The organism is Sulfitobacter brevis (assembly GCF_900112755.1).
GTDB classification, from domain to species: domain Bacteria; phylum Pseudomonadota; class Alphaproteobacteria; order Rhodobacterales; family Rhodobacteraceae; genus Sulfitobacter; species Sulfitobacter brevis.
Map to the genome: position 1 here is coordinate 232,758 of NZ_FOMW01000006.1, position 20,007 is coordinate 252,764.

The 20,007-nt window shown below is 60.8% G+C and carries 22 protein-coding genes; 11 read left to right on the top strand and 11 right to left on the bottom strand.

Features of this window, described 5'->3' with window-relative positions:
- Positions 1–2 precede the first annotated feature (2 nt).
- From BM174_RS10370 to BM174_RS10380, 3 genes are read left to right on the top strand one after another with little or no spacing between them, the layout of a single operon-like run.
- The gene (locus tag BM174_RS10370) at positions 3–527 is read left to right on the top strand and encodes a hypothetical protein (RefSeq protein WP_093923778.1); all 525 of its coding nucleotides are present in this window, start codon (positions 3–5) and stop codon (positions 525–527) included.
- Entirely contained in the window at positions 527–919 is a 393-nt protein-coding gene (locus tag BM174_RS10375) for a cell division protein ZapA (RefSeq protein ID WP_093923779.1), read from the top strand. Before BM174_RS10370 ends, BM174_RS10375 begins: the two co-directional genes overlap by 1 nt.
- Positions 916–1,260: an MliC family protein gene (locus BM174_RS10380; RefSeq protein ID WP_093923780.1), complete on the top strand. Its 345-nt coding sequence runs from the start codon at positions 916–918 to the stop codon at positions 1,258–1,260. Before BM174_RS10375 ends, BM174_RS10380 begins: the two co-directional genes overlap by 4 nt.
- Positions 1,261–1,322: 62 nt before the next feature.
- Here BM174_RS10380 and grxD read toward each other — a convergent pair whose 3' ends face one another.
- Genes grxD through BM174_RS10395 form a run of 3 tightly spaced genes read right to left on the bottom strand, consistent with a single transcriptional unit; the run spans position 1,323 to position 2,280 of the window.
- The gene (grxD, locus tag BM174_RS10385) at positions 1,323–1,688 is read right to left on the bottom strand and encodes a Grx4 family monothiol glutaredoxin (RefSeq protein WP_093923781.1); all 366 of its coding nucleotides are present in this window, start codon (positions 1,686–1,688) and stop codon (positions 1,323–1,325) included.
- Entirely contained in the window at positions 1,685–2,038 is a 354-nt protein-coding gene (locus tag BM174_RS10390) for a hypothetical protein (RefSeq protein WP_093923782.1), read from the bottom strand. The genes grxD and BM174_RS10390 overlap by 4 nt, the downstream gene beginning before the upstream one ends.
- 5 nt (positions 2,039–2,043) lie before the next feature.
- Complete coding sequence (locus BM174_RS10395; protein WP_093923783.1) at positions 2,044–2,280, bottom strand: BolA family protein; 237 nt, start codon at positions 2,278–2,280, stop codon at positions 2,044–2,046.
- Between the two features lie 344 nt (positions 2,281–2,624).
- Here BM174_RS10395 and BM174_RS10400 point away from each other — a divergent pair, with 344 nt between their 5' ends.
- The 6 genes from BM174_RS10400 to BM174_RS10425 all read left to right on the top strand — a co-directional run bounded on the left by BM174_RS10400 (position 2,625) and on the right by BM174_RS10425 (position 10,750).
- The gene (locus BM174_RS10400) at positions 2,625–3,590 is read left to right on the top strand and encodes an XdhC family protein (protein ID WP_093923784.1); all 966 of its coding nucleotides are present in this window, start codon (positions 2,625–2,627) and stop codon (positions 3,588–3,590) included.
- Positions 3,587–4,576: a molybdopterin-binding protein gene (locus BM174_RS10405; RefSeq protein WP_093923785.1), complete on the top strand. Its 990-nt coding sequence runs from the start codon at positions 3,587–3,589 to the stop codon at positions 4,574–4,576. The genes BM174_RS10400 and BM174_RS10405 overlap by 4 nt, the downstream gene beginning before the upstream one ends.
- A gap of 137 nt (positions 4,577–4,713) precedes the next feature.
- Positions 4,714–5,199 (top strand): (2Fe-2S)-binding protein, encoded by a 486-nt coding sequence (locus BM174_RS10410; protein ID WP_093923786.1) that lies wholly within the window; start codon positions 4,714–4,716, stop codon positions 5,197–5,199.
- A 297-nt stretch (positions 5,200–5,496) separates the two neighbouring features.
- Complete coding sequence (locus BM174_RS10415) at positions 5,497–7,866, top strand: xanthine dehydrogenase family protein molybdopterin-binding subunit (protein WP_093923787.1); 2,370 nt, start codon at positions 5,497–5,499, stop codon at positions 7,864–7,866.
- 113 nt (positions 7,867–7,979) lie between these two features.
- Positions 7,980–8,768, top strand: a complete 789-nt coding sequence (locus BM174_RS10420) for an FAD binding domain-containing protein (RefSeq protein WP_093923788.1) — start codon at positions 7,980–7,982, stop codon at positions 8,766–8,768.
- A gap of 194 nt (positions 8,769–8,962) precedes the next feature.
- On the top strand, positions 8,963–10,750 hold the full coding sequence (locus BM174_RS10425) for an OmpA family protein (RefSeq protein WP_093923789.1): 1,788 nt from the start codon (positions 8,963–8,965) through the stop codon (positions 10,748–10,750).
- A 149-nt stretch (positions 10,751–10,899) separates the two neighbouring features.
- Here BM174_RS10425 and infC read toward each other — a convergent pair whose 3' ends face one another.
- Positions 10,900–11,502 (bottom strand): translation initiation factor IF-3, encoded by a 603-nt coding sequence (gene infC / locus BM174_RS10430; RefSeq protein ID WP_093923790.1) that lies wholly within the window; start codon positions 11,500–11,502, stop codon positions 10,900–10,902.
- 147 nt (positions 11,503–11,649) lie between these two features.
- Here infC and BM174_RS21070 point away from each other — a divergent pair, with 147 nt between their 5' ends.
- Positions 11,650–12,639, top strand: a complete 990-nt coding sequence (locus tag BM174_RS21070) for a hypothetical protein (RefSeq protein ID WP_093923791.1) — start codon at positions 11,650–11,652, stop codon at positions 12,637–12,639.
- Between the two features lie 105 nt (positions 12,640–12,744).
- Here BM174_RS21070 and BM174_RS10440 read toward each other — a convergent pair whose 3' ends face one another.
- The 6 genes from BM174_RS10440 to cysG all read right to left on the bottom strand — a co-directional run bounded on the left by BM174_RS10440 (position 12,745) and on the right by cysG (position 18,140).
- A complete protein-coding gene (locus BM174_RS10440) occupies positions 12,745–13,593 on the bottom strand; it encodes a ferredoxin--NADP reductase (RefSeq protein ID WP_093923792.1) in 849 nt (282 codons plus the stop codon).
- 61 nt (positions 13,594–13,654) lie between these two features.
- Positions 13,655–14,053 carry a DUF934 domain-containing protein gene (locus BM174_RS10445; protein ID WP_093923793.1) on the bottom strand — a complete coding sequence of 133 codons (399 nt, stop codon included), beginning with the start codon at positions 14,051–14,053 and terminating at the stop codon, positions 13,655–13,657.
- The gene (locus BM174_RS10450; protein WP_093923794.1) at positions 14,050–14,793 is read right to left on the bottom strand and encodes a phosphoadenylyl-sulfate reductase; all 744 of its coding nucleotides are present in this window, start codon (positions 14,791–14,793) and stop codon (positions 14,050–14,052) included. Before BM174_RS10450 ends, BM174_RS10445 begins: the two co-directional genes overlap by 4 nt.
- On the bottom strand, positions 14,783–16,447 hold the full coding sequence (locus BM174_RS10455) for a nitrite/sulfite reductase (RefSeq protein WP_093923795.1): 1,665 nt from the start codon (positions 16,445–16,447) through the stop codon (positions 14,783–14,785). Before BM174_RS10455 ends, BM174_RS10450 begins: the two co-directional genes overlap by 11 nt.
- Positions 16,447–16,746, bottom strand: a complete 300-nt coding sequence (locus BM174_RS10460; RefSeq protein ID WP_093923796.1) for a DUF2849 domain-containing protein — start codon at positions 16,744–16,746, stop codon at positions 16,447–16,449. The genes BM174_RS10455 and BM174_RS10460 overlap by 1 nt, the downstream gene beginning before the upstream one ends.
- Positions 16,746–18,140 (bottom strand): siroheme synthase CysG, encoded by a 1,395-nt coding sequence (cysG, locus tag BM174_RS10465; protein WP_093923797.1) that lies wholly within the window; start codon positions 18,138–18,140, stop codon positions 16,746–16,748. The genes BM174_RS10460 and cysG overlap by 1 nt, the downstream gene beginning before the upstream one ends.
- 144 nt (positions 18,141–18,284) lie before the next feature.
- Here cysG and BM174_RS10470 point away from each other — a divergent pair, with 144 nt between their 5' ends.
- Positions 18,285–18,746 (top strand): Lrp/AsnC family transcriptional regulator, encoded by a 462-nt coding sequence (locus BM174_RS10470; protein WP_093923798.1) that lies wholly within the window; start codon positions 18,285–18,287, stop codon positions 18,744–18,746.
- Between the two features lie 81 nt (positions 18,747–18,827).
- Here BM174_RS10470 and BM174_RS10475 read toward each other — a convergent pair whose 3' ends face one another.
- Entirely contained in the window at positions 18,828–20,003 is a 1,176-nt protein-coding gene (locus tag BM174_RS10475; RefSeq protein WP_093923799.1) for a cytochrome P450, read from the bottom strand.
- Between the last annotated feature and the right edge of the window lie 4 nt (positions 20,004–20,007).

Here is a 20,007-nt window from a genome sequence, read left to right on the forward strand (position 1 = left end):
TCATGAAAGATATTGATGAATTGCAGCGCCGGATCACGGCCGCGATGGACCGTGTGGCGCAGGGGCTCGAGAAGATCGGGAATGCTCCTGCGGAAGATCCGCAGACTGCCCAAGCGCTCGAAGACGAACGCACCGCCAATGCGCAACTCACCGATCGGGTGCGGATACTGCGCAACCGGCTGGAGAACGAAAAGGCCAAATCCGAAAACGAGATGGGCGCGCTGCGCAAGCAGGTTGAGGATAATCTCGCGCAGGTCACCCAGCTTGATATCGAATTGCAGCGGGTGCGCCGCACCAATACTCAACTTAGCGACAATTGCGAAGCGCTGCGCAAAGCCAACCTTGAAGGTGTCGGCAACGCACAGCTGATCAACACCGCCATGCTCACCGAGCTGGAGAGCCTGCGTGCCGCGCGCGCCGCTGATGTGGCCGAAGCCAGTGCCATTGTCGCAGTCCTGACACCGCTGATCGAAGACGCGACGGCCGCCAATGACGCGAACACCCCTGAAAACGAGGAGAAAGCCTGATGCCCGAGGTTCAGATCACAATCGGCGGACGGCAGTTCGAGGTCGCGTGTCAGGAAGGCGAGGAAAGCTATCTGCATGCTGCCGCGAAAATGCTCGATGACGAAGCACAGGTGCTTAGCGATCAGGTGGGGCGGATGCCCGAAGCGCGAATGCTGTTGATGGCGGGTCTGCTCTTGGCAGATAAAACTGCCAGTGTTGAGGACCGGATTGCCGATGTGCGGGCCGAACTGGCCGAACGCGAGGCCGAGCTGGCAGGGCTGCGCAACCGCGTGGTCGAGCCTGAGCGTATCGAGGTGCCGGTGGTGCCGCATGCTGTCACCGAGACGCTGGCCGAACTGGCCGCACGGGCCGAAGCTCTGGCCGCCGAGGTTGAAGAGAAGGCTGCCGGATGATCCGGCAGGCTATTCTTGCGCTGGCGTCGGTTTGTGCCGCAGGGGCTGCTGTCGCAGATATTGCAGTGCAGGCGACGCACTATCTATGCGAGCGTAGCGTCGACGTGCCGGTGGTTTATATCAATGCTGATGGGGAGCAGGGCGTGGCCGTGCTGCTGGTCGAGGGCGGGATGTTCAACCTTCTTGCGGAACCTGCCGCTTCGGGCGTGCGCTATGGCTATCCGTCCGACGGGTCGCATTATATCTGGTGGGCAAAGGGACGTGGTGCGACGCTGTTTTGGCGCGATGGCGCCACGGGGGTGGAAACACCGGTTTACCGCGCGTGTATGCGTCAGAGCTGAGCATTAGGCTCAGTTGTTTAGAATGTGCAGAGCGGCCCCGAAGGGCCACCCTGCACATTCTCTCAGCCGTTGTTGGCTTCGCGGATTTTCTCGGCGGCATCTTTGTCGAAGGTCACGCCGCTTTCGGTAAAGAGCGTATCAAGCTCGCCGGACATGGTCATTTCGGTGATGATGTCACAGCCGCCGACGAATTCGCCTTTGACATAAAGCTGCGGGATTGTCGGCCAATCGGAAAACTCCTTGATGCCTTGGCGCAGGCCGTCGTCGGCCAGTACGTTCACATCGGAAAACTGGACGCCCATATAGTTGAGCACGCCCGCGACACGGCTGGAAAAGCCGCATTGTGGCATCTCTTTGGTGCCCTTCATAAATAGGACAACGTCATTGCTGGTGATGGTTTCTTTGATTTTGGAGACTGCATCAGTCATTTTGGTGACTCCTTGGAAGTGTCTTTGAAAAAGGCGGCGTGATAGCGCGCGGCGTAGGTTTCGTCGTCGTCCCATGCGGCGACGTCGGTATCGGTGGACCTGCCGGCAAAGCTGCCGCCCAGACGGCGTGACCAGTTGGTGCTGCCACGCTCAAGCGTTTCGTTGCGCCGTGCGGCGCGCGCGACATGGGCCAGGTCGGTCGCCTCCATCCCGAGCGGGGTTTTGGTGCCGGAGGCGCGGTGCGGCTGACGGCTGGCAAGCGGCTGGTAGGTGTTCCGGCGTGCACGGTGTTGCAGCCAGATGACCGCGACCAATGCGGCCAGAAATGCCCCTGCGATCCAGCCCGCCATCCCGATCAGTCCGGCGCGCGGGTGGTCAGGGCGAGGGCGTGAAGTTCGCCGTTGCTGCCATCCATTTTACCCTTAAGGGCAGCATAAACGGCGCGCTGTTGCTGGACCCTGTTCATACCCCGAAATGACGCGTCGACGACCATGGCGGACATATGCACACCGTCGGTGCCTTCGACAGTAATTTGGGCATTCGGGAAGGCCTCGCGGATCAGGTCTTCGATTTCGCTGGTTTGCATTGGCATTTGGGACTCCGGAGTAGTGTGTCTTGCCGTGGTAGATGTAGTGATGGCGGGCGCTGGGCGCAAGTTGTCTAGGGGGCTGTCTTGATGCCCCTGATCCAAAGGAGCGCCTGCGGCGCATTACATTCTTTTGATTTGCAGCGCTCGGGCTCTCCATCCCAGATGGTCTGGTGCCACCCTTGACTGATCCGGCGTCTTGGCAGAGCCGCCGGCGCAGGTTCAAGCGAAATAGCCGCATCCCCGCGCTGCGGGGCCCCTCGGCGATTTCCCTTGAACCTGCGCCAACGCTCGGCCCATCCTGTGATCAGGCAAGGGCGGCTCCAGACCAGAACCGAGAGGACGAGATCATGCAGGCGGAAATGGCACCGGAACAGGCGCTGGAATGGTTTGATGCGGGCAAAGGCGCGGCATTGGCGACGGTGATCGAGACTTGGGGTTCGGCGCCGCGGCGGGTTGGCGCGCAATTGGTGGTTTCGGGCGATGGCGAAATGCAGGGATCGGTTTCGGGTGGCTGCGTCGAGGGGGCTGTGGTCGTCGAGGCTTTGGAGGTTTTGGCGCAGGGCGGCGTGCGGGTGCTGGAGTACGGCGTCAGTGACGGGGACGCTTTCTCTGTCGGTTTGGCCTGTGGTGGTACGATCCGGATTTTGGTTGAGCCGATTGGGGATGGCGGCATGCCGGTGCAAATGCTGCGGGAGTTGGTCGCGGCGCGGGCGGCGCGGCAGGCGGTGGCCTATGAGGTCGCCCTTGATGGTACGGCGCGGCAGTTGGTGCATGAAGGGCACGATCAGCGGTTTCGGATGGACCGCTCCGGATTGGAGCGGGAGGGAGTGCTTTTCGTGGCGATCCACAATCCGCCGTTGCGGCTGATCGTGGTGGGCGGCGTGCATATCGCGCAGGTTTTGGTGAGCATGGCGGCGGGCGTCGGGTTTGATCCGGTGGTGGTGGACCCGCGCGAGGCTTTTGGCTCGGCGGCGCGGTTTCCGGGTGCACGGCTTATGAATGACTGGCCGGACGAGGCGCTGGAGGAGATCGGGTTGGACGCGCGCTGTGCTGTGGTGTTGTTGACCCATGATCCCAAGCTTGATGATCCGGCACTGATGCGGGCGCTGGCCTCGGAGGCGTTTTATATCGGGGCGCTGGGCAGTTCGCGGACCCATGCAGCAAGGCTGGGGCGGATGCGGGAGGCAGGTTTTTCTGACGCGCACATCGCGCGCATCCACGGGCCGGTGGGTTTGGATATTGGCGCTGCAGGACCTGCGGAGATCGCAGTATCGATTCTCGCGCAAATGATTATGACGTTGAGGAAGCCGTGAAGTTCGGTCCGGTACCGGTTGCGCAAGCGGCAGGGGCAGTTCTGGCGCATTCGGTGCAACTTGCGGCCGGGCGTTTGCGCAAGGGTCGCGTGCTTAGCGACGCCGATGTTGCAGCGCTGAGGGCGGCGGAGATTGCGCAGGTGATTGTGGCGCGGCTGGCGGACGAGGATGTCGGCGAAGACCATGCGGCAGCGCGTTTGGCGCAGGCGGTGTTGGGCGCGGGCACGGGGTTGCACGTGACAGCGCCGTTCACGGGGCGGGTCAATCTGTTGGCCGAGGGGGCGGGAGTAGTGGTGCTGAACGTGGCCGCGTTGGAAGCGGTGAACGCGGTGCATCCGATGATCACCATCGCTACGGTTTCCCCTTTTCAGCAGATGGCGCAGGGCGGGATGGTCGCGACGATCAAGATCATTTCTTACGGTGTGCCGGAAGCGGATCTGGCGCAGGCCTGCGCTGCCGCAGGGGCAGGCGCAATCCGGCTGGCGATGCCAGTGCTGCGCAGTGCCACATTGATCATCACCGAGATCGAGGGCGGGGTCGGCTACAAGGGGCGCAAGGCCATCGAGGCGCGGCTGGCTGCCTTGGGTGTGACCTTGGAAAGCGTTGTGATGACCCGCCATGAGACAAGCGCATTGGCTGCGGCGATTGCGGATGCCGCGAGCGAGCTGGTGTTGGTTTTGACCGGCTCGGCAACCTCGGACCCAGAAGATGTGGCTCCTTCGGCCTTGCGGGCGGCGGGCGGCGAGGTGACGCGCTTTGGTATGCCTGTCGATCCCGGTAACCTATTGTTTCTGGGCCATATAGGCACACAGCAAGTCATTGGCCTGCCGGGCTGTGCGCGGTCGCCCGCTTTGAACGGGGCCGATTGGGTCATGAGCCGGATCATTTGTGGCATCGCCGTTGCGGGGGCGGATATCGCGGCAATGGGTGTCGGGGGATTGCTCAAGGAAATCCCGACCCGCCCGCAGCCGCGCCGGGGCCGATGAGCGTGCCGCAGTGCAGCGTGTTCCGGGAGTTAATGCACTATGATGCCGCAACTGTGAGAATTGCAAAAAGACGGTTCTCAACCGCGCGAAGGCGTGCTTAACTCGCTTATAACAAGAATGAAAACGGGGAGGATATCATGCCACAGGTCAAGATGACCGTGAACGGAAAGGCCGCATCTGGCGAAGTGGAGGGCCGTACCTTGTTGGTGCAGTTCCTGCGCGAGGATCAGGGGCTGACCGGCACGCATGTCGGATGTGATACCAGCCAGTGTGGGGCTTGTGTGGTGCATGTGAACGGCGAGGCAGTGAAATCCTGCACGATGTTCGCCGTCGAAGCGGATGGCGCCGAGGTCGCCACGATTGAGGGACAGGCCGCGCCGGATGGCACCTTGAATGTGATCCAGCAAGCATTTCAGGATCACCACGGTTTGCAGTGCGGATTTTGCACCCCCGGTATGGTGATGTCGGCAGCAGCGCTGTTGAAAGACAATCCCAAGCCGACCGAAGCCGACGTGCGCCATTATCTGGACGGCAATATCTGCCGCTGCACGGGCTACCATAATATCGTCAAGGCGATCATGGCTGCTTCGGGGCAGGACGTCGGCGCGATTGCTGCCGAATAGGCATGAAGAATAGTCCCGATCTGACCCTCAGTACCGCTGCTGTACCGTGTTTTTGGTGCAGCCGTGGCGAGGTATCGGGACTGCGTTAGGGAGGCGGTGGGGGTCGGTTCGCGAGGAGGCGATCTGACCCTATGAGCCGCAATAGGGGCGCCCCGCAGCGTGGCGCCTTGCCACCCCGACCAACCCGCGCGGCGTGCGGAGCGGATACCTTCGGGGCAGAAATACGCCAGACAGGAAGCGCGCCCGCCTGCGATGAATAGCAGGGGAATGTGACTTCGCCACAGGGAGGACGACACGATGCCTAAGGACGGTGGAATTGGTGCCAGCAGCAAGCGGCGCGAGGACATCCGGTTTTTAACCGGTGTGGGGAATTACACGGACGACATCAATCTTCGGGGGCAGGCGCATGTGTTCTTCCTGCGATCCGATGTGGCGCATGGCACGTTAAGCAATGTCGATACCTCGGCGGCAGAAAGCATGCCCGGCGTGGTCAAGATTTTCACCGGCGCGGATTTCGAGGCGATTGGCGGTATTCCGTGCGGCTGGCAAATTACCGACCGGCATGGCCAACCGATGCAAGAGCCCAAGCACCCTGTATTGGCTCATGGCAAGGTGCGCCACGTTGGCGAGCCGATTGCGGCGGTGGTTGCCGAAACGCTGGCGCAAGCCCGCGATGCGGCCGAGGCAATTGTCGTTGACATCGACGACCTGCCTGCCGTGGTTAATATGAAGGACGCCGTTAAAGAGGGTGCCACCAAGGTCCACGACGATCTGACCTCGAACCTGTGTTACGACTGGGGTTTCGTGGAGGAGAATAAGGACGCGGTGAACAAAGCCTTTGAAGAGGCCGCCCACGTCACGACGCTTGAACTGGTCAACAACCGTTTGGTGGCCAACCCGATGGAGCCGCGCGTTGCGGTGGGCGATTACGCCCGTGGCACCGGCGACCACACACTTTATACCACCAGCCAGAACCCGCATGTCATCCGCCTGCTGATGGGGGCCTTTGTTCTGGGCATCCCCGAGCACAAGCTGCGCGTTGTGGCACCGGATGTCGGCGGTGGTTTTGGCACCAAAATCTTCCACTATCAGGAAGAGGCGTTTTGCACATTCGCGGCCAAAGCCTGTAACCGTCCGGTTAAATGGACATCAAGCCGGACCGAAGCGTTTATGTCTGATGCGCATGGCCGAGACCACGTAACCAAGATCGAACTGGCGCTGGATGCTCAGAATAACTTTATGGCGATCCGCACCGATACCTATGCCAACATGGGCGCTTACCTCAGCACCTTCGCGCCATCGGTCCCGACATGGCTGCATGGCACCTTGATGGCGGGCAACTATAAGACGCCGCTGATCTATGTGAACGTGAAGGCAGTGTTTACCAATACGGTGCCGGTCGATGCCTATCGCGGCGCTGGACGGCCGGAGGCGACTTATCAGTTGGAGCGGCTGGTCGATAAGGCCGCGCATGAATTGAAGATCGATCCGATTGCGCTCAGGCGCCAGAACTTCATCACCGAGTTTCCCTATGCCACGCCTGTGGCCGTGGAATATGACACCGGTGATTACATCGCCACAATGGACAAGCTCGAAGAGATGGCCGACCACGGCGGTTTCGCCGCACGGCGGGCGGCGTCCGAGGCCAAAGGCAAGCTGCGCGGCTTTGGTGTGAACTGCTATATCGAGGCGTGCGGTATCGCACCCAGCAATCTTGTCGGCCAGCTGGGCGCGCGTGCGGGTCTGTATGAAAGCGCCACGGTACGGGTCAATGCGACTGGCGGGCTTGTGGTGATGACCGGCAGCCACAGTCACGGGCAGGGGCATGAGACCGCCTTTCCGCAGGTGATCGCTGATATGATCGGGATTCCCGAGGACATGATCGAGATCGTGCATGGCGACACGGCCAACTCGCCGATGGGGATGGGCACCTACGGGTCGCGCTCTCTGGCGGTCGGTGGCTCTGCGATGGTGCGGGCGACGGAAAAGATTATCGCCAAAGCCAAGAAGATCGCCTCGCACCTGCTCGAAGCCTCGGAAGGGGATATCGAGTTGAAGGACGGTGCGTTCAGCGTGGCGGGGACTGACAAGTCAGTAGCTTGGGGCGATGTGACACTCGCGGCCTATGTGCCACACAACTATCCGTTGGAGGATCTGGAACCCGGTTTGGAAGAGACCGCGTTTTACGACCCCTCGAACTTCACCTACCCCTCGGGCGCCTATGCCTGCGAGGTTGAGTTGGACCCTGAAACCGGCCATGTCGCGATTGAACGGTTCTGGGCGGCGGATGATTTTGGCAATATCGTGAACCCGATGATCGTGACCGGTCAGGTGCATGGCGGCTTGGCGCAGGGCATTGGTCAGGCGCTGATGGAGAACTGCGCCTACGACAGTGACGGGCAATTGCTGAGCGCCTCCTATATGGACTATGCGATGCCCCGGGCCAGCGATCTGCCGTTCTATGACGTCGATCATTCGTGCCAGACGCCTTGCACGCACAACCCCTTGGGCGTGAAAGGCTGTGGCGAGGCGGGGGCGATCGGGTCGCCACCGGCGGTTGTTAACGCGGTTCTGGATGCGATGCGGTCGGGCGGGCATGACATCGCCCATATCGACATGCCGGTCACGCCGTCGCGGGTTTGGAACGCGATGAACGGCCAAGGATAAAGGTATGGGACCGGGGGGCCATCCCCCCGAAGCCCCCCGGAGTTTGTCCGGCCAAATGAAGCAGGGTGTCGGCTTGTTTGCACAGCCGGACATGCCAACCGAGAGGAAGAACAATGTATAATTTCGATATAGAGCGGCCCGGCACGGTTGCGGATGCTGTTTCTGCTTTGGGGCGCGAGGAAGCGCAGCCTTTGAGCGGCGGCCAGACGCTGATCCCGACACTCAAGGCGCGGCTTGCAGCGCCTTCGGTGCTGGTGTCGTTGAGCGGCATTGAAGAGTTGAAGGGCGTCCGGATGGAGGGCGGCAAGCTGTGCATCGGTGGTGGCACCACGCACGGGCGCGTGGCGCGCGAAGCTGAGGCACACTATCCGGGGTTGGCATCGCTGGCCGCGCGGATTGGCGACCCTGCGGTGCGCAACCGCGGCACCATTGGCGGGTCGCTGGCCAATAACGACCCGTCGGCCTGTTATCCTGCCGGTGCCTTGGGCAGTGGTGCGACCATCTTGACCAACAGCCGTGAGATTGCGGCGGATGATTACTTTCAGGGCATGTTCAGCACGGCGCTGGAAGAGGGCGAGATTGTCACCGAAGTCAGATTTCCGGTGCCCAGTGCCGCGCGCTATGAAAAGTTCATCCAGCCTGCCTCGCGCTTCCCGCTGGTTGCAGCCTTTGTGGCGCGGTTCGAGGACGGCGTGCGGGTGGCGATTACCGGTGCCTCCAACAACGGCGTGTTCCGCTGGCCCGAGGCCGAAGTGGCGCTTTCGTCGAGCTTTACCGCCGATGCGTTGGAAGGGCTAACGTTGTCGGGCGACGAGATGATCAGCGATCTGCACGGATCGGGCCAATATCGTGCCCATCTGTGCGGTGTGATGACCAAACGGGCGGTTGCTTCCCTGGTCTAAGGATACAGTAAGCGCCTGTCTGCGTTGAAGTAATGCCGCGCCTGTCTGATCGGGGGCGGCATTTTTCGTTTGATATCGGATAGCAGGGTTATTGCGGGGGCGTTGATATAGGATAGCGGAACTCTTGTGGCTTAAATGCGTTGTACGACAAGCGCTGCCCGAACGGCGTTCAAATGAACCGTGAGGACTAATCCATGAAGAAGATTCTGAAATCAACCACCTCGTTGGGGCTGAGCATCGCGCTCGCGCTGCCGACCGCTGGTTTCTCCCAGACGGCTGAGTGTAACCCGAAGATCAAAAAAGCCGAGTTCCCCTGTGAGTTCCAGGGTGAGACGGTAAATAACACGGAAGAATACCGGCTGCTGAAAGGCCTGATGGCTGACGAAGCGGAAGCAGAGACAGAAGCGGACGTTGATGCCTCTGCTGAAGCGACCACCGAGGCCGATGCAGCTGCTGCTGCCGATGCGCAGACAACTGCCGAGAAGCAGATTGAAGCGCTGGCCGACGCCGTGGCGAAAGAGCAAGCTGACGCGGATGCCAAAGCTGCTGCTGCTGACGCACAAGCTGTTGCTGACGCGCAGGCCGCTGCCGACGCTCAGACGGCTGCTGATGCGCAGGCTGCGACTGACGCACAAGCTGCTGCCGATACGCAGGCCGCTGCCGACGCTCAAGCGGCTGCTGATGCGCAGGCTGCGACTGACGCACAAGCTGCTGCCGATACGCAGGCCGCTGCCGATGCGCAGGCTGCGACTGACGCACAAGCTGCAACAAATGCTCAAGCTGCTGCTGACGCACAAGCTGCCGCTGACGCACAGGCTGCCCAGAGTGCCGCCACCCAAGCGGACACAGATGCTGCCGCAGCTGAGGAAGCCCAGCAGGAGGCCCGCCGCGCGGAGCGCCGTGAGGAGCGCCGCAAAGAACAGGCTGCAGAGCGTGAAGCGCTGGCAGAAGCTGCTGCTGCTGCCGAAGCCGGCACCTCTGAAGGCGAAGTTGTGACTGAAGAAGTCACCGATAGCGACGTGCGTACCTCCGACGAAGAGTTCGCCACTAAAGTTACCGCAACTGGCCAGACTGCCGAGCCTGCTGCAAAAAGCGACGACGGGCTAAGCAAGTTTGAAAAAGCTCTGCTGGTAGGTTTGGGGGCAGTTGCTGTCGGATCGTTGCTCAAGAACGGTGACAAGATCGTCAGCCGCTCGGGCGACCGTGTGGTGATCGAAGACCCAAATGGCGATCTGCGCGTGCTGAAAGACGATGATGCGCTGATCCGTCGCCCCGGTGACGAAGTGCGGACCGAAACCTTCAACGACGGCTCAACCCGCACTGTTGTGGTGAAGCCTGATGGATCGCAGATTGTTACCATTCGCGGTCGCGATGGATCAGTTCTGCGCCGCGTGAACGTCGATGCGCGCGGCCAGGAATACATCTTGTTTGATGATCTGGTTGAAGAGCGTGAAGTGATCGTGAATGATCTTCCACAGGTCCAGCGGACCGCCGCGGTTTCCGTGGGCCAGCAGGACGAAGCTGCGCTGCGTGCCGCTTTGCAGTCCCAGCGGAACGGAGATCAGGCGCGTACCTTCTCGCTCCGTCAGGTGCGTGAAATTACTCAGGTTCGCGCAATGGCGCCCGAGCTTGAACTCGACGCAGTCCGCTTCGATACCGGGTCCGCTGCTATCCGTCCTGAGCAGGCACGTTCGCTTGCGCGGATCGGTAACACGCTGAGCCAGATGATCGCAGAAGATCCACGTACGGTGATTTTGGTCGAAGGCCACACCGATGCGGTCGGCGATGCGTCCTACAACCTGTCGCTGTCTGACCGTCGTGCCGAGACTGTAGCACTGGCGTTAACCGAATACTTTGATGTGCCGCCAGAAAACCTGATCACTCAGGGTTACGGCGAATCCAGCCTCAAAGTGCCGTCACAGACTGCCGAAGTAGCAAACCGTCGCGCCGTTGTGCGCAACATCACCAACCTGCTGCGGTAAGTCCCGAATAGTTTGGTTAACGAGTATGAGGCCTCCGTTTTGCGGGGGCCTTTTTCGTGGGATGCTCCGCAAGGGCTGCGTATCCCAAGACATAAAAAAACCGCCCCCAACAATGTCGGGGGCGGTTTCTTGTATCAATAGGGGAGGCGTTATTTGTTCGGCATCGGGCCGATCAACATCACCATCTGGCGGCCTTCCATCTTGGGAAAGTTCTCTACCCGACCATGCTCTTTGGTATCTTCGGCAACCCGCTCAAGCAGTTCGCGCCCCAAATTCTGGTGCGCCATTTCGCGGCCACGGAAACGCAGGGTGACCTTCACCTTGTCGCCATTTTCCAGAAATTTGAACACGTTACGCATTTTGACTTCGTAATCGTTGGTGTCAGTGTTCGGACGGAACTTGACCTCTTTGATCTCGATAATCTTTTGCTTTTTGCGGGCCTCGGCCTCGCGCTTTTGCGTCTCGTATTTAAACTTGCCAAAGTCCATAATTTTACAGACGGGCGGGCTGGCGTTTGGCGAAATCTCGACCAGATCAAGTCCCGCTTCCTCGGCCATTTCCATGGCGCGGGCGGGAGTGACAACACCCGCATTCTCGCCGTCAGCACCGATCAGGCGGATTTCGGGTGAGCGAATACTGTCGTTGACGCGAGGGCCGGTGTCGCGGGTCGGCGGCGCGTTGTGTGGTCTGCGAGCGATGGTGAGTGTCCTTTGATTGTTGAGTAATTCGAAGCTGCAATCTAGACCCCGTATAGGGGTTCTTCAAGTCGCTAATTCCACTCTCTAGGGCCACTACAGTGGATTTTATGCTTGAAATCGGTGTGCATGAGCCGCATTTGATCTTTAATTGACGATATCGGCCCCCATACGGGCCTTGGCCTTTGGCATAAGGAATACGCCATGAAGAATTTGATCTGGATTATCATTGCGGCGGTGATCGCATTGACCGGCTATTGGCTGTGGTCCGGCCAGTCGCCCAAAGAGCTTGCATCAGAGGTTTCCGACGCTGTTGACGCGCCCGCTGCGTTGGAATCTGCCAGCGAGGCGGTTGGTGAGGCCGCGATCGTAGTCGGCGATGCGGTGGACAGTGTTGTTGATGCGGTTGACGGCGATGATGTCGTGGTGACCGACGAGACAGTCGTCGCGGGCGAGACGATGGCTGAAGGCACTGGTGATGCCACCGGTCCCGTGGATGCGGGCCCGATCTCCGAAGATGTTGCTGTTAAAGCGCTTGAGGGGATTGAGCCTGTCGTGATCGAAGAAGTGACCGAAGCGGACACGGCGGAAACCACCGAACCTGCTTCCGATGGGACAAAAACTGTAGCGCCTGAAGCGTCGGAGCCCGAGACAGTAGCGCCAGTTGCGGCGGAGCCTGCTCCTGCGGAAGCGCAAACCACAGAGGCTGCTCAGAATGATGCGACGGTTGCCACACCAGCAACGCCTTCTGCTTCTGACGCCGAGGTAGAGGAACCTGCACCAGCAGCGGACGCAACAACCGAGACCGAAGCGGAGGCATCAGCGCCAACGACCGAAGCGACCGAGGCTGACACTGCACCTGAAGAAGCGACGCCATTGGCAGGTACGGCTACTGAAGGTTCGGATAGCCAAACAGCAACCGCAACCGAAGCAACCGCAACCGAAGCACCTGCAACCGAAGCAACCGCAACCGAAGCACCTGCAACCGAAGCACCTGCAACCGAAGCTGTGGCACCTGCGCAATTGTTCACGGTCGAAGGCTTCGATCTGGCGCAGGCAACTGCCTTTATCGAAGCGGCGGAACTGACGACGCTGGAACGCACCACCTACATCAAATACCTCGGTGCGGCTCAGGAAAACCCCGAAGCTCTGGCGGCTTTGCTGGCGAAGGTACGGGTGGCGCTGGGTCTGTAACCCGCGGCACAGCAAAATACGAAAAAAGGACCGCGCTCAAACGAGTGCGGTCCTTTTGCTTTTGGGGCACAGGCTTTCAGAAACCTGCAAAACTTTAGAAATCTTTCAGCCGACGAAGGCTTTTTCCACGACAAAGGTCTTGGGATCGGAATTTGCGCCTTCCTCTAGGCCGAAGCCCTCAAGAACCTTGGTGATGTCCTTGTTGAAGTCCAAACTGCCGCAGACCATCGCGCGGTCGGTTTCCGGCGTGATCGGCGGAATGCCCAGATCGGCAAAGACGCTGCCGACTTCCAGCAGATTGGTGATCCGGCCCATCTTGGGGCTTTGTTCGCGCGTTGTGGTGGGGTAATAGCGGATTTTGGCGAGGTTTTCCGCGCCGATCAGCTCCTGCATCAGGTCGTCAGATTGCAGGTTCTCGATCAGCTCGCGACCATAGGCCAACTCCGCCACATCGCGGACGGTGTGGGTGATCACAACCTCTTCGAACTTCTCATAGGTCTCCGGCTCGCGCAGCAGCGAAGCGAAGGGCGCAAAGCCGGTGCCGGTCGCGAAGAACCACAGCCGTTTGCCGGGCAGCAGCGCATCGTGCACCAGCGTGCCAACGGGCTTGGGCCGCAAAATCAGCTCGTCGCCCGCTTTGATGTGTTGCAACCGCGAGGTCAGTGGGCCGTCCTGCACCTTGACCGAATAGAACTCCAACTCGTCGTCCCAAGCGGGCGAGGCGATGGAATAGGCGCGCAGCAGCGGCTTTTGCTTGCCGGTCTCGGGGTGCGCTTCGCCCATCAGGCCGATCATCACAAACTCGCCCGAGCGGAACCGCAACGAGGCGGGCCGCGTCACCCGAAACGAGAACAGACGATCGGACCAATGTTTGACAGAGGTCACGGTCTGCGCGTCGGGCAGGGTCGGTACGGGTTTGGCGGTGATCTGGTTCACGGGGGTCGCTTCTGTCATGTCAAATATCCGCAAGGCGGGCTTGCGGCCTCTACTTAAAGAAAGGAAGGGGCGAGGGCAATCAGCCGCGCAACCGCGACTGGTAGTTGTGCTCTTGCCAGTTGGCGCGGGCCAGCCATTGCGGCTCGGTTTGGCGGGCGGCGAGGGCATCATCGATCTCGACCTCGTCAAAGCCGCTGCGCCGCGCCATCGCGTATTGGTCAGCCAGCAGACGGCCGTGCGCCCGCAGGCGTCCCTGATAGCCGCGCAGGCGCAAGGCCCGCGCGATGGTAAAGCCGCGCCCGTCCGCCGAGGAGGGGAAATCGATGCGGATCATCTTGAGCCCCTCAAGCGCCACATCTTCGGGTTGGGTGTCGGACGGCAGGTGTAGTGCCACGCAATCGTTGGCGGCAGGCTGGGCGCAAAACCCACGGGTCCAGTCTTCGGTCACAAAACCTGTGTCGTTAATCAGTTGTGTCATATCGTGCCTCCTGTGCGGACCATTTTGCCATCGACAAAATGAATGCCGCATTCGTCTTTTTGCGTGTTGCGCCAACGGCCTGAGCGCGGGTCTTCACCTTCCGCCACTGGCGAGGTGCAGGGCGCGCAGCCGATGGAAGGATAGCCCCGTGCCACCAGCGGATGCCGTGGCAGGCGGTTTTCAGCGATATAGTCGCCGATGTCAGACGCGTTCCAATAGGCCAGCGGATTGACCTTGATCCGAGCCGGCGCACCGGCGGGGGTCTCGACCTCGAAATGCTCCAATGCGGCGCGGGTGCCAGACTGGAAGCGTTTGCGCCCTGTGATCCAGCCGCCCACGTCCCGCAGGGCAGCATTCAGTGGTACGGTCTTGCGCAGCGCGCAGCAGGCATCGGTATCGCGCTGGTGCAGATCATTCAGCGGGTCTTTCTCCGCCAAATCCGCGGCGCGCAGCAATCGCACATCGCGCAGGCCCAAGCGTTCGGTCAATTCCTGCTGATAGACAAGCGTCTCGGCAAACAGCATCTCGGTGTCGATAAACAAGACCGGCAGATTGCGCTCTACCATTGATGCCAGATGCAGCAGTGCCACTGATTCCGCGCCAAAGCTGGAGACCAGCACGAGGTCCGGCACCTCTGCCACCGCCGCGCGCAGCACGTCGGTGGCAGAGTGGTGCCGCATCCGCGCGTTCAGGTCCGCGACCTTGGCGTTTAGATCGACAGTTGCATGATCAAGCGGCATTTGCCTGTGCTTCCGGATAAAGCGCGGCTTTGAACGGGGCGAGGCCCAGCCGGCGGTAGGTTTGCAAGAAGGTCTCGGCAGGCTCGGTGCGCAGATCAAGATAGGCCAGCACGATACGCTCGATCGCGGGCACGATCTGCTCGGCAGAGAAACCGGGACCCGCACGCTCCCCGATGGTCGCGTCTTCGGTACCGTCGCCGCCCAGCGTGATCTGGTAGTTCTCCACGCCTGCACGGTCGAGGCCCAGGATACCGATATGGCCGACGTGATGGTGCCCGCAAGCATTGATGCAGCCCGAGATTTTGATCTTTAGCGGGCCGACGTCATGCTCCAGCTTCAGCTCATCAAAGCGGAGGGCAATCTCCTGCGCAATCGGGATCGAGCGGGCCGTTGCCAGCGCGCAGTAATCCATGCCGGGGCAGGCGATGATATCGCTGATCAGCCCGATATTGGCGGTGCCTAGGCCTGCCGCTTTCAATGCTGCATAGACCGAGGGCAGATCGCCGCGATGCACGTGCGGCAGGATCACGTTCTGCTCGTGGCTGATGCGCAATTCATCATGGCCATAGCGCTTTGCCAGATCAGCCATCAGACGCATTTGCGCCGAGGACGCATCCCCCGGTGTCGCGCCATGTGCCTTGAGGCTGATCGAGACGATGCCGTAGCCATCAGCGCGGTGCGCGGCGACATTGGTATCGGCCCAACTGCGGAACAGCGGATCATGCTGATAGGCGTTGTGATAGGGCGCCTCGCTCGCGGTTTTGAACGCGGGTGTGGCAAAATCGGCCTCGATGCGCGCCAGCATCTGCTGGTCGACGCCGCCAAAGCTCTCGCGGATCAGGGCAAAACGTTCTTCTACACGGACGCGGATGTCCTCGATACCGTTCTCGTGCACGGTAATCTTGATGCGCGCCTTATACTTGTTATCGCGCCGACCCAGCAGGTTATAAACGCTGACAATGGCTTCGAGATAGGGCAGCAGCTCGGCTTGCGGCAGGAAGTCCCGCAGCACTTTGCCGATCATTGGCGTGCGGCCAAGGCCACCGCCCACGATCACCTCATATCCGGCCTCGCCATCGCGTTTGACCATGCGCAACCCGATGTCATGTGCCTTGGTCACGGCGCGGTCATTGGGCGATCCGGTTACGGCGACCTTGAACTTGCGCGGCAGGAACTGAAATTCGGGGTGGTCGGTGGACCATTGACGGATCAGCTCGGCCACAGGGCGCGGGTCGGCGATCTCGTCACCTGCGGCACCGGCAAAATGGTCTGCCGTCACGTTGCGGATGGTATTGCCCGAGGTCTGGATCGCATGCATGTCCACTTCGGCCAGCGCATCGAGCATATCGGGCACATCGCGCAGTTGCGGCCAGTTGTACTGGATGTTCTGCCGCGTGGTGAAATGGCCATAGCCCTTGTCCCACTTGTCCGCGATCTCAGCGAGCTTGTGCATTTGGCGGCTGTTGAGTGTGCCGTATGGGATCGCCACGCGCAGCATATAGGCGTGCAGCTGCAGGTAGAGCCCGTTCATCAGGCGCAGCGGTTTAAACTCGTCCTCGGTCAGCGCGCCATCAATACGGCGCTCGACCTGTGCGCGGAACTGGGCGTTGCGTTCTTTAAGGAAGGCATCATCGAAATCGGTATAGTGGTACATCAGAATTGCTCCTGTTTGCCGTGGGCGTAGTTGGACGGGCCCTTGGCACGAAAGGCTTCGCGGAAATGGGCGGGCTGGGCTTTGCCGTCGGCCACCTTGACGTCGGCGAGATAGGCCCCAACGACGGTGGCGACTTCGGCGCTGGCCTCGATCAACTGCAACTCGGCGTCGGCTTCATCGGTGAGGATCTCGGCCTGAGAAAGATCGCGGGTCCAGCCTGCGGCGGCCGTGCGGTAGATCACGTCGCCTTCCAAAAGCGCATTGGCGGTGAGGACTTTGGGGGTGAAAGGTTTGGGCATTATGCAAATTCCTCAAGTCTGAGATCGGTGGAAGCCGCCGCCGCCGCGCGGGGGGCAAGGCCGTAAAACATCAAGGCAGGGCCGGAGAATTCCGCCGCGGCAAGATCGGTGGCCAGACAGTCCAGCGTGGTGGCCAGAATGCGCTGTTCGGGGCGGGAGGCGTGTTCGATCACGGTTACGGGGGTGGCCCGCTCGGCGCCGTGCATGATCAACCGGCCCTGCACAAAACGCGCGGATTTCTTGCCCATATAGATCGCAGCGACCTCATTCGGGCGGGCAAGGGCGGCCCAGTCGTGATCGGCAAAGCCTTGCATGTCGTGGCCAGTGAGAAACCGCACGGAGGCATTGCGTCCGCGCCGCGTCAGGCTCTGGCCAATGCTGGCCACGGCGGCAGACGCCGAAGTAATCCCCGGCACGATATGCCAACCGATGCCATGGGCGTCGACCGCGTCAATCTCTTCATCGAGACGGCCAAACACAGTGGCATCGCCCGATTTCAGCCGCACAACCTGCGCACCCGCCAGACCGTGTTCGATCAACAGATCGTTAATCGTTTCTTGCGAGGTCGAGGGGCCAAAGCCCTCCTTGCCCACATCAATCATCGTGGCCTCACGGCGGGCAAGCTCAAGTATCTCGGGGCTGATCAGCCGGTCATAGATGACCACATCGGCCTCGTCCAAAGCGCGGCGGGCCTTGAGCGTCAAAAGCTCCGGATCGCCCGGACCGCCGCCAACAAAAGCGACGTGGCCCGCTCGTGTACTGCGGGTCAGATGTGCGTCGAGCAGGGCATCCAACGCGGGGCGCACAGCCTCTTGGCCCTCCTGAACCGCACGCGGGCCGGAGGTGAAATAATAATCGCGCCAGAAATCGCGGCGTGCGCGGCCAAAGGGCAGCGCATCGGCGAGGTGACGAAAGCCTTTCCCGATCCGCGCCAGCGTGCCCAAAGTGCTGGGTAGGCGTTCTTCAAGATCGGCCTTGATCGCGCGCGCCAACACAGGCGCCGCCCCTTCGGTGCCGATGGCAATGGTCACCGGATCGCGGTCGACAATGGCGGGGGTGATAAAGGCGCTGTCGTGCAGGTTATCGACGATATTCACCAACGCCCCTTCGGCACGCCCAATCGCGGCAGTGCGGGCATCTTCGGTCGCGTTCTCGTCGGCCGCATAGAACAGTGCCGTACCAGTCACGTCACCCGATGCGAGGGAGCGAGCATGGTGGGTCAACTTGCCTGCCGCCGCCCAAACAGTGATCTCAGGCGCTGCATCAACGGCGAAGACCTCGATCCGCGCTTGGGTCTTCAGCAACAGCCGCAGCTTGGCCAATGCCGCATCACCGCCACCGGACAGCACAATGCGCTGGCCTTTGGTGGAAAGAAAAATTGGAAAATGATCCATGCTGCGACCCGTTTGTCTGGTTTACTTGAGATGCAATATAGGAAATATTCCCGATATTGCGCTAGATAGGCGCATAGATAAGAATAAGCGTTCCAATGTATCCGCAATGCAGAACATTGGGCCCTGAAAGAGGAAGTACGTAGGATGAGCGTTCGGATAGATGAGACAGACCGGAAAATTCTGGCAGAGCTACAACGCGACGCCAGCCAGTCACTGGACGATATTGCCAAGAATGTCGGCTCTTCCAAGACCCCGGTATGGAACCGGATTCGCAAATTGCGCGAGGCGGGAGTGATCGGCCAGCACACGGTAATGCTCGACGCCGAGGCGCTGGGGTTCGAGGCCTGCTTCTTCGTGTTGATCCGCACGTCCGAGCATGAGGCAGACTGGCAGGCAAAATTTCTCAAAGCCCTGAAAGACCGCCCCGAGGTGCAAGAAGCCCACCGCCTTGCAGGCGATATCGACTATATCCTGAAGGTCCGCGTCAAGAACGCCCGCGCCTACGACGCCTTCTATCAGGCGCTGATCTCAGAGGTCAGGGTCCACAACGTCACCGCACTCCTGTCGATGGAAGAAATTAAATCCACCGTCATGCTGCCGCTCTGACCAAACCCAAATTTCATTGTGCAAGAAAAACTCCCGCCGGAGGCTCCCGCACCATCCAAGTGGTCCAGCCGCACGCGGCCCCTAGCGAACCACCATCAACCGATCAAGCTTGTGAAAATGATAGCTGTCCGCATAGCGCGGCGCCTCAGCCAATTGCATCTCCGGCATTGCGGCAAATAAAGCAGGCAGGGCGATCTGCATCTCCAACCGCGCCAGTGGCGCCCCGACACAGAAATGCAGCCCGCCGCCAAAGGCCGCATGGGCCTTCGCAGGGCGCGCGGGATCAAAGCGGTCGGGATCGGCAAAGGCCGTGGGGTCACGCCCTGCCGCGCCCAATACCAGCGCGATCTCTTCCCCCGCCTTCAGGGTGATCTCGCCAATCTGCATGTCCTGCCCTGCAAAACGGGTAAAGACATGCAAGGGCGGATCGAACCTCAGCAATTCCTCTACCGTCGCGGCGACATTTTCAGGCGCGAGCGCGGCACCGGGCGTTTGATGCTCCAACAGGCATTTCACGCTGTTGCCAAGTGCGTGGACCGTTGCCTCATGCCCTGCGTTCAACAGCAAGATGCAGGTGCCGATCAATTCGTCGGTATCAAGCTTTTCGCCGTCTTCCTCCGCCGCAATCAGATGGGTGATCAGATCATCGGCAGGGGTGGTGCGGCGCTGTTCGATATAGGCGCGCAGGAAGGCACTGAACTCGACCGCAGCCGTATTGGCCGCGACTTCGATACTGCGGTCACGTCCCGTCTGGTACATCGCCACCATGGCATTCGACCAGCGCAGCAGATCAGGCCAGATGTTCTCTGGCACGCCCAACAGCCGCGCGATAATGCGCACCGGCAGTTGAGTGCAGAACGCGGGGATCAAATCAAAAGGCTCGTCTGGCAGCTTCGCAATCAACTCGGCTGTCACAGCCTCTATATCAGGGCGCAGGGCAGCGATACGGCGCGAGGTGAAGGCGCGCAGCACAAGGCCCCGCAGGCGGGTATGGCGCGGAGGCTCCAACTCGAGCATCGAGTTGCGTTCGGTTACGGCCCAAGCGGCCAAATGGGCAGGATAATTGTGCGGGACGGGCGGCTCGCGACCCAGCGACCGGTCACGCAGCAGCGCTTGCACCGTTGCTGCGTCAAAGGCTGCCAACATGCCATAGTCTTGCCAATAGAGCACAGGGCCATCAGCGCGGACTTTGGCATAGGCCGGATAGGGGTTTTGCACAAAATCGGGATCGCGGGGCGAGAGGGAAAGCGTTTTCATGGCG